The following is a 15,668-nucleotide window of genomic DNA, read 5'->3' as shown; positions in this document are numbered from 1 at the left end:
AAATCACGGACTTCTATAATGGCGATTACAGGTTCGGCCCGGCGATCGATTACCGGCAGGTGCTCCGCTTTTACGAGGAGAACGCGGCGCTGGTCAGGCTCGACGCGCCGCAGACCGCGATCAACGAACGGTCGCTCGACTACCGGATCGAGGAGGACATCTATGCCGGCTATGGGATGGTCAGCCTGGCGATCGGCGACCTGACCGCCATCGGCGGCGTCCGCGTGGAACGGACAGAGGGACGGTACGACGCTTTTTCCATCCGCAGCGCGACCGGGATCACGCCACTGACCTTCGACAAGAAATACACGGACGTCCTGCCGAGCGTCCATTTGAACTACCGGCCGCGGCCCGACGTGATCCTGCGGGCGGCGTGGACCAACACGATCGGTCGCCCCAATTACGACGCCTCGGTCCCGACCTTCGCCGAGGATAACGGCGCGGGCACCGCGGGCAATCCGGACCTGGAGCCGTACAAGTCGCTAGGGTTCGACCTGTCGGCCGAATACTACCCCGACACCGACAGCATCTTCTCGGTCGGCTTGTTCTACAAGCGGCTGGAGAACCCGATCTTCACGCGCACATTGCGGAATACGAGCTTCGCGGGCGTGCCGCTCCTGACACTGTCGCAGCCGCAGAACGCCGACCGCGGCGAGCTGTTCGGCATCGAGGCGAACCTCCAGCGCCGCCTCACCTTCCTGCCCGCGCCGCTCGACGGCTTCGGCGTCTCGGTGAACGGCACCTACGTCACCTCGGACGTGACCGTGCCCGGACGCGAGGACGAGGATATCCCGTTCTTCCGCCAGTCCGACTTCACCGCCAACGCCTCGCTGTTCTTCGAGCACGGCGGCTTCGAGGCGCGGGTGGCGGTCAACTACCGCGATGACTTCATCGAGAATGTCGGCGCCAGCACCGCGTCGGACGTGTACCAAAAGGCGCGCACGGTGATCGACGCGCGGGCCAGCTATCAGGTGACGCGCGCGCTGACGGTGTTCGGGTCGTTGTCGAACCTGAACGAGGCGCCCAACACCTTCTATCAGACGAACCGCGACCAGATCTTCTCGCGCGAGATCTATTCGTTCAACGGCGATGTCGGCGTGAGTCTGCGCTTTTGATCGAGGCGCTCCTCCAAGCGCAGGCGATAATCCGGCTTACCGCTGTCGAGGTCCGGCGGCTGCGCGCTCCCGAGGCGCATCAGGGCGTCGCGGCGGACGTGCGGTCGGTCTTTGCGGTCGCGAACAGCACCGTCGCGCGGTACGACAAGGCGACCGGGCGGCGGCTGGCGGTGTGGAACGGCGACCCGGCGCGCTTCCCCCACGTCAACAGCTGCGTCCGGCGGCGGCGCGCGCTGGTCTGCGCGGCGTCCAACTATCCCCGGGTGCCGATGACGAGCCAAGTGCTGTCGTTCGACGCCGAGACGCTGCGGCTGGAGCGGGTTCGGGACCTCCCGAGCGGGTATGGATCGCTGACCTGGCTTGACTGGCGCCGGGGTAGCTGGTGGGCGGGGTACGCGAACTACGACGGCAAGGGCGGCGAGCCGGGACGCGACCACCGCGCGACCGCGCTGGTGCGGTACACCCCCGACTTCGCGCCGCGTGAAACGTGGCGGTTCCCGGACCGGGTGCTGGCCCGCTTCGCGCCGCGCAGCTCGTCGGGCGGGGCATGGGGGCCGGACGGCCTGCTGTACGTGACCGGCCACGACCGCCCCGAGCTGTACGTGCTGCGCGTCCCCAAGGCGGGCGGCGTGCTCGAGCATGTGGCGACCGTGACTACCCCGACCGGCGGTCAGGCGATCGGCTGGGACGGAGGCGATCGTCGCCTGCTATGGTCGATCGAGCGCAAGACGTCCGAACTCGTGGCCAGCAAAGTGCCTGATACCCGGTGAACCCGGCCCGGACTGCGTCCGAGCGGGCGTATGTCGGGACCCTCAGGTGGGTTCGTCGATCGGATCCATCGTCGACGACGACGCGGGCTCCAAGGTGGCGCTCGTCGGCGACCCGGAGCAGCTGCAGGCGATCGAGGCCGGGGCGGCGTTCCGCAGTGTCGCCGAGCGATACGGCGCGGCCGAGATCGCCGAGATCAGGCGGCAGCGGGAGGGTTGGCAGCAGGACGCGACCGAGACGATCGCGACCGGGCCGACGGCAGCGAGCATCGACGCCTAAGACCGGCACGGCGTGGTGCAGGCGGCCGATACGCAAAGCCAAGCGCGGGCCGAGCTGGTCGACAGCTGGGAACGGGGGCGCCAGGCCAGCCCGGACAAGACCCGGATCATCCTCACGCACACGAACGCCGAGGTGCGCGAGCCGAACATCGAGGCGCGCGACCGATGGCGCGCGACGGGCGACCTTGGCGCGGACTTGGGCGTGAAGGTGGACCGCGGCGAGCGGGCGTTGCCCTCGAACCGAACCTTGCCACCGGCGTTCAGCACGCACACGCTTGTCTCCGCGAGGGAGACGTCGAAACCGACATAGCTCTTCATGGGGTTGTCCTCCGTCGCTAAAAGTGGCGGTTCGCCATCATGACGATCATGACGATCATGACGATCATGACGATCATGCGCCAAGCGGGCGGTCGCTGTTACCTCATGTTACCCGGACAATGGAGCTCCTCGCCTTACTTGGGCAGGCTTGGCGGTCGATGGCCAGCTGATTCGAGGCAAAGAAAGCAAGCTGAACGAACGACCGGACTCAGGCTGCCGACATTGCGTCGTGAACGTCTGGTTGTGGGTCTGGGCTGCCGCCTCACCGTAGCTGGCGGATCTGCCCTGAATGGCTGGTTGCTGCGCCAGACCGAGCCACTAGGCCAAAGCCTCAGGATCTCACGCGGCGGCAGCGGTCCGTTTGTTCGACGAGGAGAGTGCCAGCAGCAAGCCCGCGATGATCGTCAACGCGGCAAAGGTAGCCGACACGACTCCCCGACCGAGTTGCGCCGCGAAGAGAAAGCCTGCCAGCAGCGGCGCGATTGCACTTCCGACGCGCCCAATCCCGATCACAAAGCCGGCTCCTGAGGCACGCGCGCCGGCGTCGAAACTTGTCGCGAGCGTGGCGTAGATGCCGGCGATGCCTCCGAACAGGAAGAACCCGCAGACACCGGCCGTCGCCATCAGGAGCGGCAGAGACGCGGGTGTGACGCCGAACGCGGCGGTGGCTATGCCCAGTCCGACCATCATCGCCACCGTCGTCCGGCGGAGCCCCGTGCGCTGGGCGACGACCCCGAGCGTGACGCCTCCGAGCACGCCGAAGAGGTTGGCCATCGACGCAACCAGGCTGGCTGAAGACGGCGCAAACCCCTGGTCGGCGACCATCTGCGGCAGCCAGCTGAGAACATAATAGACGGTCATCACGAACAGAAGGTTGGCGGCCGTGAGACGAAGCGTGATCGCGCGCTGCGTGGGCGCGAAGATAGCCGCGTACCCTCTTTCGCTCCGGCTGGCCGGAGCGGGCAGGCTCGCGACCGGTTGCTGCCCGCAGCGTACGAGCAGCGCATTGACCCGCTCCAGCCCGTCAGTGCGCCGTCTTGAGAGCAGGAATGCGAGCGGTTCGGGGAGGAACCGTAGCACTATAGGCACGAGCAGTACGGCGGCGACCGCGCCCGCCACGAACACGGCCCGCCAGTCGTAAAGGCGTAACAGCGCCGCGGCGAGCAGCCCGCCGATCAAGCCCCCCATCGGATAACCCATCGCCATCAGTGCCAACGCCAGCGAGCGGCGGCGCGCGTTCGAGAACTCGGCTGCGACGGGATTGATGACGGCTACCATCGTGCCAATGCCAAGCCCGGTCAGCACCCGCCATACCGCGAGCTGCGGGAGCGACTGCGCGAACGCGGAGAGCGACATGCCCGCAGCCATCAGTCCGAGGCTGGCGAGCACCAGCTTGCGTCGTCCGACGAGGTCGGCGAGGGGAGCCAGCAGGAGGGACCCGAGCGCCATGCCGGCAAGCCCCGCCGACAGCACGACGCCGAGCGCGGCCTTGCCGACGTTCCAGTCGCGCGTGATCGCGGGCGCCGCGAAGGTGACAGACAGGACGTCATACCCGTCGAGCGCGGAGATGAGGACGGTAACGGCTACCGCAGCCATCTGCGTCCGGCCCATCGGGGCCGCGTCGAAACGGCGACGGATGTCGTCGGCCGTCGCCGTCCCGTCCATCAGGCGTGCTCGCGCGCGGGCTGCGAGTCGACCTCGTAATTGTGAACGAAGTCGTGCGGCACTTCGGGAGCCCAGTTCGCGAGGCTATCGGCCATATCGTAATTAGTGGGAGTCCACAGCGAGTAATCGTCGATGTGATCCATGTCGGAGTAGTACTCGAACCATGAGCCCCACGGATCCTGAATGTAGTGGAAGAAGTTCGACCCGATCGTGTGCCGGCCGAAGCCCCAGTCGCCCTTGCCCGCCTTGGCGTGGAGCGCGCGGCCGCCCCGGCCGACCTCGTCGGGATCGTGCACCTGGAAGCTGGCGTGGTGGAAGCCGACGCCCGGCGACTTAGCGAATGCGACGACGTGATGGTCGCTGTCCTTCCTGGCGCAGCAGAAGGCGATGATGTCCTGGGCGCGGTCGGCGAGCCCCATGCCGAGCGCCTCGGTCACGAACTCGACGCTCTTCGGCACGTCGGGGCTGAACACCAGGATGTGACCAAGGCGCAGCGGCCGGGCAGCCGGGTAGGATGCGCCAGGCAGCATCGCCGACCGCCGGCTGCGCACCACGCGCCCCGGCGCGTTGATCTCATAGGGGTTGCCGGCCATCAGCTCGGGATCCGCAGCGTGCTCCGAGAGATGGATCAGCATCCCGTGCGGATCCTCGATCCACAAGCCGTTGTCCTCGAATCCCTCGGGCGCGTTGACGATCTTGCCGTCGTGCTCACAGATCCTCGCGGCGATACCGTCCAGGTCATCGGCACGCAGCGAGATGTGGTGCAGCCGCTTCTTCGAATATCCGCCTAGCAGCACGATCGAGTCCCGATCCTGCCCCTCGCAACGCAGCCGCGCGACGTTCCCCTCAACCGTCGAAGCCAACCCCGCGTCCGTGTAGAACTTCACGCCGGTCTCGATCTCCGGCACTTCCAGCGTCAATGACAACGCGCCCAGAACGGCCATCTCGCTCTCCTTCTCGTCTTGTTTCGTCAGCCCGCGACCCGGTTCTCGATCGCGCCGATCCGCTCGACCTCGCAGCGGACGACGTCGCCCGGCTGCAGGAAGCGGGGCGGGTCCATTCCCACGCCGACGCCCTCCGGCGTGCCCGTGGCGATCAGGTCGCCCGGCTCCAACGTGAAAGCGGTCGAGAGGTAGGCGATCTGCTTCCACAGATTGTGGATCATCTGCCCCGTGTCATTGTCTTGCCGCAGCTCGCCATTGACCCAGGACCGGAGTCGCAGCCCGTGCGGATCCGGCAGTTCGTCGGCGGTAACGATACAGGGACCGATCGGGCCATGGGTGTCGAACGACTTGCCCATCGTGAACGTCGGGGTGTGGAACTGCCAATCGCGCGCCGACACGTCGTTGCCGATCGTATAGCCGAAGACGTGGGCCGGCGCCCCCGCCTCCGACACGCCCTTCGCGGCGCGCCCGACCACCGCGACCAGCTCGACCTCGTAGTCCAGCTTCTCCGTCACGCCGGGCTCGATCGGGTCGTACGGCCCGGAGACGCACGTGGTCTGCTTGTTAAACCAGGTCTGGTGGGCCGAGCGCTTCACGCCCAGCTTGTCCGCCTCCTCCAGGTGCTTGGCGTAGTTCATGCCGATAGCGAGGTACTTGCCCGGCCGCTCGATCGGCGCGAGCAGGCGCAGCGCGCCCAGGTCATGGTCGGGCTGCGTCCGCTCGACGATCTCGCGCAGCTCGTCGAGCGCCGCCGCGCCGCCGCCCGCGATGTCGCGGATCGTCGTCCAGCGACTTCCGGCCGCGATCAGGTCGACCACGCCGTCGCCCTTCACCGCGCCGATCCGCGCGCCGTCGTTGTCAAACCTGACGAGTCGCATGTGCCGCTCCAATCAAAAGTTCACGCGGGCCGTTAGCCCGTACTCGCGCGGCCGGCCCAGATCGTAGCGCGCCGCGCCCACGTTCGAGTAGTAGTTCACGCCGCCGATGTCGTAGCGCTCGTCGGTGATGTTGGTGACATAGCCCGCGATGCTGAACCGCTTGGCGGCGGGGGTGAACTCGATGCGGCCATTGAGCAGCCCATAGGCGCGCAGACGCAGCGCGTCGGCGTCGGTCGGGGTGCTCTGCTGATCATCCTGGAAGCTGTAGTTGAGCGTGCTGACGATCCGTGCGCCCGAGCCGAACTCGAGCGTGTGGGCGGCGCCCAGCGCGAAGGTCAGCTCGGGCGCGCGCTGGAACTCGCTGGCAAGCGTGATCGCCGTCGCTGTACCAACGTCCGTATACTTGATGTTGAGGTAGGCGACGTTGCCGAACACGCGGAACTGGTCGGTGATCGCAGCGGAATATTCCACCTCGAAGCCGTAGCTGCGCGCCTTGCCGGCGTTCTCCAGGATCAAGTCGACATTGCCCGTCGCCGCGTTTGGCCGCGCGCTCTGGACCTGGATCGCGTCGTAGTCGACGTAGAAGACGGTCGGGTTGAGCGTGATCCGCCGATCGAGGAACTGGAGGCGCGCGCCGACCTCGTAGCTGGTCGCCTTTTCGGGCTCGAACGGCTGGAGTTGGGGGTTGCGCGTGGCGACATAGGGGTTGAACCCGCCGCCGCGGAAGCCGGTCGAGACGTTGGCGTAGGTCATCACGTCCGGCGTCCATTGCTGCTGGAGACCCGCGCGAAACGTCCTGCTGTCGAACGTCCTCTCGGCACTAGCGAGGAGCGCGCCGGCGGCATTGCGCGCGATCACCTCCTTGTGATCCTCGCTGTAGCGGAAGCCGCCGAGCACGCTGAGCGTGTCGGTGAGCCTGAATGAGCCGTCGACGAAGCCCGCATAGGATTTCAGGTTGCGGTCGGTCGGCACCGGGGCGGTAGGTGCCGCCAGGACGAAGTTCGGCCGCTCGGGCAGTCGGCCCGGAGAGCGCTCATTGTAGTAGAAGACGCCGGTAACGAAGTTCAAACGCTTGTCGAACAGCGAGCCGTTGAGCTGCACCTCCTGCGAGAAGGCGCGGGTCGCCGAGACCAGGATGCCGCCGTTGAAGATCGGGATCGGCGACCCGTCCAGGTCGCTGCTGAGGCGAGAGTCCACCTTCTGCCAGCCGGTCAGCGATTTCAGCGTCAGCCCCGGCGTGATCGTCCAGCCGACGGTCGCCAGCGCGTTCTTGTACTCCGTCTCGCTGAACTCGGGAAACAGCGTGTCGTATTGAGTATAGTAGCCCGATGTCCGGAATGCCTCGTTATACTGCGGCAGGCCGCGGGCGGGCGCGATGCGTGTGTTGTAGATGAGCGGCAGCGTCGGCGAGCTGCCCGACCGGGGCGGCACCGGCGTGATCGGCCCACGCGTGTTGTAGTTGAAGCCGTCGAGCTCGAACTTGCTGTACTGGCCGGACAGGTCGACATAAATGTCGGGGGTCGGCTCGATGCGCGCCTGCAGCCGGATCAGATCGGTCTTGGTGTCGCCGACCCTGCGTCCCGACGGCTGCGCCCGGACGAACCCCGCCTGCTCGACATGCCCGCCGGTCAGTCGCAACGCGGCGAAGTCGCCGATCGGCACGTTCAGCCCGCCGGAGATGTCGTAGCGATCGAAATTGCCGACCGCGCCCGAGACATGGCCTGAAAACGTGTTCAACTCGGCGGCCCGGGTCGTGTAGCGGATCGCGCCGGCGATCGTGTTGCGCCCGAACAGCGTTCCCTGCGGTCCGCGCAGCACCTCGATCGACGCCAGGTCGACCACCTCGAAGATCGTGCCCTGAAGGGAGGGATAGTAGAAATCGTCGACATAGATGCCGACCGCCGGCTCCGACCCGTTGCCCGCCCGCTGCTGACCGAAGCCGCGGAGGAAGAAGGTGGCGGAGCCGCCGCTGTCGCCACCGCTCTGCGTGCTGACCTGAAGGCTCGGCACCACCGTCATCAGGTCGCGGGTGTCAGCGACGTTGAGCTGGTCGAGTGCGCCTTCCGAGAGCGCGGTCACCGCGACGGGAGCCTCCTGCAACCGCTGTTCGCGACGCTGGGCTGTAACGACGATGTCGGTGGTGTTTGTGTCGCCGACCGGCGAGCTGCTCGCCTCCTCGTCGTTCCCTGCGGGCTTGGCCGTTTGCGTCGGATCCGCTGTGGCCGCGCCCGTGGTGCCGGCGCTCTGCGGCAGCGCAACGGTGGGCGTCACGAGGCCCAGCGCAGTCACCGAAACCGTCAGAGCCAGCTTCATCCTGGTCGAACCGCCCAAATCCCTCTCCTACCGTCTTGATGGCGGGAGTGTTGGCTCCCGACCGGGCATCTGCGCACCCTGGTTCAGGGTTGGTTAGACGAGCCTGGGCGATAAGGAACGATGGCAAATGTGCAGTGGTGTTGCTAGAACGGCATCACCATGAAGCTCGTCCAACTGCGCCACCTCACGACAGTGGCCGAACTCGGCGGGCTTCGCCGCGCCGCACGGCACCTCGGAATAGCGCAGCCGGCGATTACACGAAGCATCCGCGACCTGGAGCAGGAGCTAGGCGCGACCCTGTTCGAGCGCAGCTCAGGCGGCATGAAGCTGACCCCGATCGGCGAGGCGTTCGTAAGGCGCAGCGTAGCGGTGCAAATGGAACTCGACCGAGCGCGCGACGAGGTGCAGCAACTCAAGGGCGTCAGCACCGGCGTTGTCTCGATCGGGTTATCGACCGCGCCCCACGTCGCGATGCTGCCCAAGGTGCTGGAACCGTTCCGCCGACGCTACCCTGACGTGCGGCTGCGCATCGCCGAGGGGCTATTCCCGACGTTGGAACCAGCAATCCGCGATGGATCCGTCGACTTCTATGTTGGACCTCTGTCCGAGGACCGGCTGGCGGGCGAGTTCATGGTCGAGAAGTTGTTCGACAATCAGCGTGTTGTTCTGTGCCGGCGCGGCCATCCCCTGGCGGGCGCGACCTCGCTCGCCGAACTGGCGGACGCGCGCTGGGTGGCGACCTCGGTAACGGCCAATAGCGAGGCGGAGCTGTTCCCGCTTTTCGAGAAGCGCGGACTACCAAACCCGGTGATCGCGGTTCAGGCGCAAAGCGCGCTGTCCATGATCACGGTGGCGGCGTCCTCCGACATCCTGACGATGCTACCGCGCCAGTGGCTCGATTTTGCCCGGGCGGGCCGGCTGTTGGTGCAGATCCCTTTGCGGGAGGAGCTGGCCGCTCCCGCGATCTGCGTCGTCATCCGCGCCAACCTGCCGCTCACCCCGGTCGCAGAGCACCTATGTGACCTGTTCCGTCGATCAGCGCTGAACCAGCGCCGATAGCAAAGCGGCAACACCCACCGAGTTTTGCCATCGTTTCTTATCGCTTGCCGCCCCGTATCGAAGCCACGTCCACCGCTCGGCAGATGGCGGGGGCAGGACGCAACGAGGGTTGCTCCTGAATCGGGGACGGAGCCGAGCTGTTCGATGGAGACGGTAGAGAATCATGCGGTTGTCGTGATCGGATCGGGGCCGAGCGGGCTTGCGCTCGCACTCGAGTTAGGTTCGCGCGGCGTCGATTGCCTGCTGGTCGAGCGCAACGACCGCGTCGGATATGCGCCCCGCGCCAAGACCACCAATGTCCGCACTCGCACTCATCTGCGGCGCTGGGGCATCGCCGACCGGCTTGCCGAGGTGTCGCCGTTCGGCGTCGACTACCCCTCGACCGTCAACTTCGTGACGCGCCTCGGTGGGTATGGCTTGGCACGCATCGAGAACGCGTCGAATTGCGACCCGGCGCGCGACGATCGCTATCCCGAACACGGCCAGTGGGTGCCACAATACAAGCTGGAGCAGGTCCTGCGCGAGCATGCCGAGAGCCTGCCCGGCGTGACGCTCCGCTTCAGCACCGAGTTCGTCTCCGCCCAGCAGGACGAGAACGGCGTGACGCTGAGGCTGCGCGACCTCGTCGCCGATCGCGAGGTGGAGGTACGCTGCGCCTACGTCGTCGGGGCAGATGGCGCGCGAAGCGCGCTGCGCGACCATATCGGCGCCAAGATGGAGGGCGTCTACGGCCTGTCCCGGAACTCCAACGTCGTATTCCGAGCACCCGGCCTAGCCGAGGCGCACGGTCACGGCCCCGCCACGATGTACTGGCAGGTCAATCCCGCCGCGCCCAGCCTGATCGGGCCGATGGACCGGGACGACATCTGGTTCTTCATGCCGACGCGGCTTCCCGACGGCTTCAAAATCACGACCGACAACGCGGCCGAGCTGATCCGGACATCGACTGGCATCGACCTGCCATATGAGATCCTCAGCAGCGACGAATGGATCGCCAGCAGCCTGATCGCCGACAGGTACCGGGACCGGCGCATTTTCCTGATCGGCGATGCGTGTCACCTTCATCCGCCCTTCGGCGGCTACGGCATGAACATGGGCGTCGCCGATGGCGTCGATCTCGGGTGGAAGATGGCCGCGACGATCAGCGGGTGGGGCGGGGCGGCGCTGCTCGACAGCTACGAGGTGGAGCGACGCGCAATCCATCAAGAAGTTATTGCCGAGGCGGAAGGTAACCACTCCGTCCTGTCTAACGATTTTTGGTCGGACGGGCTGGAGGCGGCGGATGCTGACGGCCAGGCCAAGCGTCGCGCGGTCGGGGCGGAGATCGTCGCGGTCAAGGAACGCGAGTTCCACACGCTTGGAACGGTGCTTGGCGGCTGTTACGGGCGGTCCCCCGTCCTGCCTGATGATGCCGAAATCGAACGCGGCGAACGCGACGGCCGGCGATACGAACCGTCCAGCCGCCCGGGCTGCTTGGCGCCGCACCTGTGGCAGACGGATGGACGATCGCTTTATGACCTGTTCGGGCAAGGCTTTGCCCTCGTCATTCGTGAGGACGCGAACCCCGACCAGGTCGAACGGGCGCGGCATGACGCTCGAGCGCGCGGCGTCCCGTTCGCGGTCGTGCGCCTTGACCAGGGCGAAGCGGAAGAGCTGTATCCGGCGACGCTGACGCTGGTGCGCCCGGACCAGTATGTCGCCTGGCGTGGGAATGAGTGGCAGGACTCGGTGTTCGCCCGTGCCGTCGGGGGGATCGCCCAGGAACGGGTGACGGGATCGGTGGGAGCGGAAATATGACAAAACGAGTACTTGCTGGAGCGGTAATCGCCTTGACGGTGCATGGCGCGGCGGCCGCACAAACGCAGCTCGGACAAATTGTTATGGTCGCGCAAGGCACCATGCGCGCCTCGGTGCCGGACGAACGGGGCGTGCTGGCCTTCAAGGGCATACCGTACGCTGCGGCCCCGGTCGGGCCGTTGCGCTGGCGAGCGCCCCAGCCGACGCCCGCGTCCAGCGCGGATATCGACGCGACCCGCTTCGGCGCACGTTGTTTGTCGGCCTGGACCAACGATCCCGCGCCGGGGCCGCCGCGCAGCGAGGACTGCCTCAAGCTGAACGTCTGGACGGCGGCCGGACGGACGGCTGAGAAGCGCCCGGTCATGGTCTGGATCCATGGTGGCGGATTCCAGTTTGGTTCCTCTGCGGAGCCGTCCAGCGACGGCTCGCGGCTCGCGGAAAAGGGTGTCGTGGTCGTCAGCATCAACTACCGCGTCGGCGTGTTCGGCTTCATGGCGCACCCGGACCTCGACCGCGAAGGGCCGTCCGGCAACTACGGCCTGCAGGACCAAATCGCGGCGCTGCGCTGGGTAAAATTGAACGTCGCGGCGTTCGGCGGCGATCCCGCGAACGTAACGGTGTTCGGCGAGTCGGCCGGGGCACACGCGATCGGGCTGCTGCTCGCCTCTCCGCTCGCGAAGGGGCTGATCCACAAGGCTATCGGCCAAAGCGGCGCCTTTTGGGACAGCGAGCATGGGTCGCTCGCCACGCGTGACGAGGCGCGCAGGCGCGGAGTCGCGCTGGCGGCCACCCTGAGAGCGAGGTCGCTTACCGATCTACGGGAGGTGCCTGCCGACCGGCTGAACGCCGCCGCCGACTGGGATTTCACCAAGGACCCCGGCACCACCGCCTTCTCACCGAGTATCGACGGGTATGTCGTGCCCCAGGCGCCGGCCTCCCGCTATGCAGCCGGCAAGCAGCTTCGAGTCCCGCTTATGGCCGGCTGGAATTCGGCCGAGGATCTGCCGTTTCGCGCGCGAGCCCTGCCGCACTCGAGCGCGAGCGTCTTCCGCGAGGCGGCCGCCGAGCAGTTCGGTCGCGACCGTTTAGCCGACTTCTTCGCCCACTATCCTGCAGCGAGCGACCAGCAGGCGAAGTCGTCCGCTAATGCGCTCGTCGGCGACCTCGTCATCAGTCAGCAGGTCTGGGAATGGCTGAGTTTGCACAAGGCGAGCGGTCGAGCGCCGGTCTACGGCTACCGCTTCTCCTACACCTCGCCCTACGTGCCGGTTGCCAGCCATGCGGTCGATCCGCCGTTCGTGTTCGGCACGCTTACCCCGCAGCGGATCGTCGGATCGACGACTCCGCCCGGTGAAGCTGATCGCGCGCTTTCCGATCAGATGATGTCCTATTGGGTGAACTTCGCAACACACGGCGACCCCAACGGTCCGGGGCTGCCGCGCTGGCCCGTCTTCGGGACTAACAGCGAGGTGCTGGAGATCGGGTCGGCTCTCGCTATCAAAATCCCGGCTGAGGCAGCGCGCTTGCGCTTCCTCTCAAGCTACCGGCGATATGGAGCGTTGCCAACTCGATGGCGTACCCTGCCTAAGGCCGGTCCCGCGCTCAGCACGCAGAGTCGATCGTCCTCATACCCCTGAACAAACTCCACCCCGACGACATTGCCGCGCCTGAGGGGTCGGTCCACGACGGTATGACAATCTACGTGGGCCGTTGCAGCTTGTGCTGCATTCCGGAGCCGCCGACCGACGCTGATCAAGTGAGCGGCATTACCGGCATGACCTCCGATTCCGACAACGTCGGCATCGACAATGAAGGGCTCACCATCGCGGCGTCTCTTTGAGGCTGAATGCTCCTCAATTAAGGTGATAAAACATGTGACCAGCAGCTGGTGTGTTCTGATCCTGATCACGTTTCAGGATATCACGATGCAGTTCAGGGAGCTGAGACAACAGCGCAGGGCGTGACCGAGCGGTTACTCGCCCAAATGCTGCTGCCTGGAGTAGAACCCGCCGGTGATTCAACCGGCATACGAAGTCGTACCGCTGCTCCTCGTATACACGCGGGTGAGATCGGTCACGAGGCGGCCGGATTGGTTGCGCAACGTTCTGTTTGGATCGAGGAGCGCTCACCGTTCATGCAAGATCCTGCACAGGACCTGTGCAACGACGTGCTCGTCACCGAAATGAATGAGCGTCCGATCCCGGGGAGCAGCGGAGGGTTCCCCAATGTCCGCATCTGGGTCCTCCTTGCAGGGCGATCAGCGTCGATAGTACCAGCCACGTAGGCAGATCCGCCTACTGGTGATTTCCATGGTCGCGCCTCGGATTGTCCTTGCCACGGTGGGCTCGCTTGGCGACTTGCATCCGTTTATTGCAATCGGTCGCGCGCTACGTGTCCGTGGGGCAGAGACAGTGCTCGCGGTGCCGGAAGACCATCTCGCGAAAGTGCGCTCGGCGGGACTCGAGGCACACGCGATCCTGCCATCATTTGAGGAGGTCGGGCGTGCGACGGGCTTGCCGGATCAGGAGGTAATACGGCGCATTCTGCTCGACAGCCATTTCCTAGTCGGTCGGATTTTACTGCCACCCCTGGCCGACAGCGTCGGCCGGCTGCTTCGTATTGCGAAGGGGGCGAGCGCAGTGACCGGGTCCGCCTTCACGTTCGCCGCACCGATCGCCGCCGAACGCCTTGGGTTACCGTTCATCCACACGGTGCTTCAGCCAATGTCGTGGTTTTCCGCCGACAACCCGCCAAGCGGTCCCGACTTTCGTTTCGTGGCTCGGCCATCGCCTGCGCGCATGGGCCAGGGTTGGAATCGGCTGATCCTTGCTGGCGGCAGGCGGTACATGCGATTGCGGTACGGGCGCGAGATCGACAGGGTGCGTGCGCTTTACGGTTTGGGCCCCACTCGCGGGGCACCGATGATCGATGCAGGAACCAGGCCGGCCTTGTCGATCGGGACTTACTCCGCAGTCTTTGCGACGCTGCCGCACGACGCGCCGTACCCATCGGCAGTGACGGGCTTTCCCTGGTACGATGCCGACGAGGATGGAACGGTGGTGCTCGATCAGGAATTGGCCGCCTTCCTCGATAACGGACCGCCGCCGCTCGTTGTCTCGCTCGGCTCGTTTGTGCCTTACTCCGACACTGACCTGTACGCGCAGGCCGCAATAGCAGCCAAGCGGCTCGGCAAGCGTGCGGTGCTGCTGGTCGGGGAGGCAGAGGCGACGGGCTCGGACCAGGTGCTCATACGTAGTTACGCGCCGCACTCGCTGCTCTTCCCGCGCGCGGCAGTGGTAGTGCACCATGGTGGCGTCGGGACTACCGGGCAGGCGCTCCGAAGCGGCAGACCGCAGCTAGAGCAGTTTCCGAGCGGCCTGAATCGTTGAGGGATTCCCAAGTGGGACGAAGTCTGATTCAGCCTTGCCTTCGGTGAGGGGAGGCCGGGCAGGTGGGTAAGCCGTTGTCGATGGACCTGCGCGAGCGGGTGGTTGGAGCTATCTCCAAAGGCCTGTCGCGTCGTGCGGCGGCGGCGCGCTTCGGGGTGAGTGCGGCAAGTGCTGTGAGATGGGCGGCGCTTCAGCGCGACCATGGCAAGCCCGCGGCCAAGCCGCAGGGTGGCGACACGCGCTCGGCGAACACCGAAGCCAAGGCGGCGCGCATCTGGGCGCTGTACGAGGCGACCCCTGACATAACCCTCGCCGAGCTGCGCGCGGCGCTGGCTGCCGAGGGGGTCGCGGTCGCGGTGTCGACGCTGTGGCGCTTCTTCGCGCGCCACGACCATACGCGCAAAAAAAGACCGGCCACGCGCAAGAGCAGGATCGGCCCGACGTGCTGAGCGCGCGCGAGGCGTGGTTCGACGGCCAGCTCGACCTCGATCCCGAGACGCTGATCTTCGTGGACGAGACCGGAGCCAGCACCAAGATGGCGCGTCGGTACGGACGCGCTCCCCGCGGCGAGCGGCTTCGCATGGCCGTGCCCCACGGTCACTGGATGACGACCACCTTTGTCGGTGGGCTGCGGCTTTCGGGCATGACCGCGCCGCTCGTCATCGATGGACCAATGACGGGGACGTGGTTCGAGGCCTGGGTCAGCCAGGCTCTCGCTCCGACGCTCAAGCCCGGCGATGTCGTTATCCTGGACAACCTGCCCGCCCACAAAAGCGCCGCCGCGCGCATCGCGATCGAGGCAAAGGGCGCCCGGCTGCTCTTCCTCCCGCCCTACTCGCCCGACTTCAACCCGATCGAGAACGCCTTCGCCAAACTCAAGGCGCTCCTGCGCAAAGCCGCCGCACGCACCGTCGACGACCTCTCCCGCGCTATCGGGAACGCCATCGACATCTTCACACCAGCAGAGTGCGCAAACTACTTCGCCGCCGCCGGCTACGATGTGTACTGAACGGAATCTGCTCTAGTTGCGCCCTTCATGGGCGATTAGCCTGATAACGCCGCTCGTGTGGCACGCCTCGGCGCTGGCTTGATTGTGGATCGGCGTGGAACAAGGACCCTCTTAGCGGGGTGATCGGCGTCCAAG

12 protein-coding genes and 1 pseudogene are annotated in these 15,668 nt (G+C 66.2%); 9 read left to right on the top strand and 4 right to left on the bottom strand.

The features are described from left to right. The 3 genes and pseudogenes from ACFE71_RS11660 to ACFE71_RS11650 form a co-directional block, all read left to right on the top strand. On the top strand, positions 1 to 1,115 hold a 1,115-nt coding region (locus ACFE71_RS11660), incomplete at its 5' end, for a TonB-dependent receptor domain-containing protein (protein ID WP_375428957.1). Continuing rightward, positions 1,112 to 1,885, top strand: coding sequence for a hypothetical protein (locus tag ACFE71_RS11655; RefSeq protein ID WP_375428956.1), 774 nt, complete (start codon positions 1,112 to 1,114; stop codon positions 1,883 to 1,885). The genes ACFE71_RS11660 and ACFE71_RS11655, both read left to right, overlap by 4 nt. Positions 1,886 to 1,964: 79 nt before the next feature. After that, positions 1,965 to 2,387 (top strand): annotated as a pseudogene (locus ACFE71_RS11650) (AAA family ATPase); the annotation flags it as partial. Between the two features lie 431 nt (positions 2,388 to 2,818). Here ACFE71_RS11650 and ACFE71_RS11645 read toward each other — a convergent pair. From ACFE71_RS11645 to ACFE71_RS11630, 4 genes are read right to left on the bottom strand one after another with little or no spacing between them, the layout of a single operon-like run. Continuing rightward, positions 2,819 to 4,144: an MFS transporter gene (locus tag ACFE71_RS11645; protein WP_375428955.1), complete on the bottom strand. Its 1,326-nt coding sequence runs from the start codon at positions 4,142 to 4,144 to the stop codon at positions 2,819 to 2,821. Beyond that, on the bottom strand, positions 4,144 to 5,088 hold the full coding sequence (locus ACFE71_RS11640) for a VOC family protein (protein WP_375428954.1): 945 nt from the start codon (positions 5,086 to 5,088) through the stop codon (positions 4,144 to 4,146). The genes ACFE71_RS11645 and ACFE71_RS11640 overlap by 1 nt, the downstream gene beginning before the upstream one ends. A gap of 26 nt (positions 5,089 to 5,114) precedes the next feature. Beyond that, on the bottom strand, positions 5,115 to 5,966 hold the full coding sequence (locus ACFE71_RS11635; RefSeq protein ID WP_375428953.1) for a fumarylacetoacetate hydrolase family protein: 852 nt from the start codon (positions 5,964 to 5,966) through the stop codon (positions 5,115 to 5,117). Positions 5,967 to 5,978: 12 nt separating this feature from the next. After that, positions 5,979 to 8,279, bottom strand: a complete 2,301-nt coding sequence (locus ACFE71_RS11630) for a TonB-dependent receptor (protein ID WP_375428952.1) — start codon at positions 8,277 to 8,279, stop codon at positions 5,979 to 5,981. A 159-nt stretch (positions 8,280 to 8,438) separates the two neighbouring features. On the opposite strand from ACFE71_RS11630, the gene ACFE71_RS11625 reads away from it, so the two are divergent. From ACFE71_RS11625 to ACFE71_RS11600, 6 genes are all read left to right on the top strand, one after another. Beyond that, the gene (locus ACFE71_RS11625; protein ID WP_375428951.1) at positions 8,439 to 9,338 is read left to right on the top strand and encodes a LysR substrate-binding domain-containing protein; all 900 of its coding nucleotides are present in this window, start codon (positions 8,439 to 8,441) and stop codon (positions 9,336 to 9,338) included. Between the two features lie 144 nt (positions 9,339 to 9,482). Continuing rightward, on the top strand, positions 9,483 to 11,135 hold the full coding sequence (locus ACFE71_RS11620; RefSeq protein WP_375428950.1) for an FAD-dependent monooxygenase: 1,653 nt from the start codon (positions 9,483 to 9,485) through the stop codon (positions 11,133 to 11,135). A 38-nt stretch (positions 11,136 to 11,173) separates the two neighbouring features. Beyond that, complete coding sequence (locus ACFE71_RS11615; RefSeq protein ID WP_375428958.1) at positions 11,174 to 12,772, top strand: carboxylesterase/lipase family protein; 1,599 nt, start codon at positions 11,174 to 11,176, stop codon at positions 12,770 to 12,772. A gap of 53 nt (positions 12,773 to 12,825) precedes the next feature. After that, the gene (locus tag ACFE71_RS11610) at positions 12,826 to 12,975 is read left to right on the top strand and encodes a hypothetical protein (protein ID WP_375428949.1); all 150 of its coding nucleotides are present in this window, start codon (positions 12,826 to 12,828) and stop codon (positions 12,973 to 12,975) included. A 571-nt stretch (positions 12,976 to 13,546) separates the two neighbouring features. Next, positions 13,547 to 14,524, top strand: a complete 978-nt coding sequence (locus ACFE71_RS11605; RefSeq protein WP_375428948.1) for a glycosyltransferase — start codon at positions 13,547 to 13,549, stop codon at positions 14,522 to 14,524. 62 nt (positions 14,525 to 14,586) lie between these two features. Next, positions 14,587 to 15,533, top strand: a protein-coding gene (locus ACFE71_RS11600; protein ID WP_375428947.1) for an IS630 family transposase whose coding sequence is annotated in 2 segments (ribosomal slippage) — positions 14,587 to 14,932 and positions 14,932 to 15,533 — 948 coding nt in all. Because the reading frame shifts where the segments join, the coding sequence is not laid out codon by codon here. The last annotated feature ends 135 nt before the right edge of the window (positions 15,534 to 15,668 follow it).

Source organism: uncultured Sphingomonas sp. (genome assembly GCF_964237155.1).
Classification (GTDB): Bacteria; Pseudomonadota; Alphaproteobacteria; order Sphingomonadales; family Sphingomonadaceae; genus Sphingomonas.
Note: the sequence above shows the minus strand (reverse complement) of the source record. Positions and strands in the feature narration are given on the sequence as shown.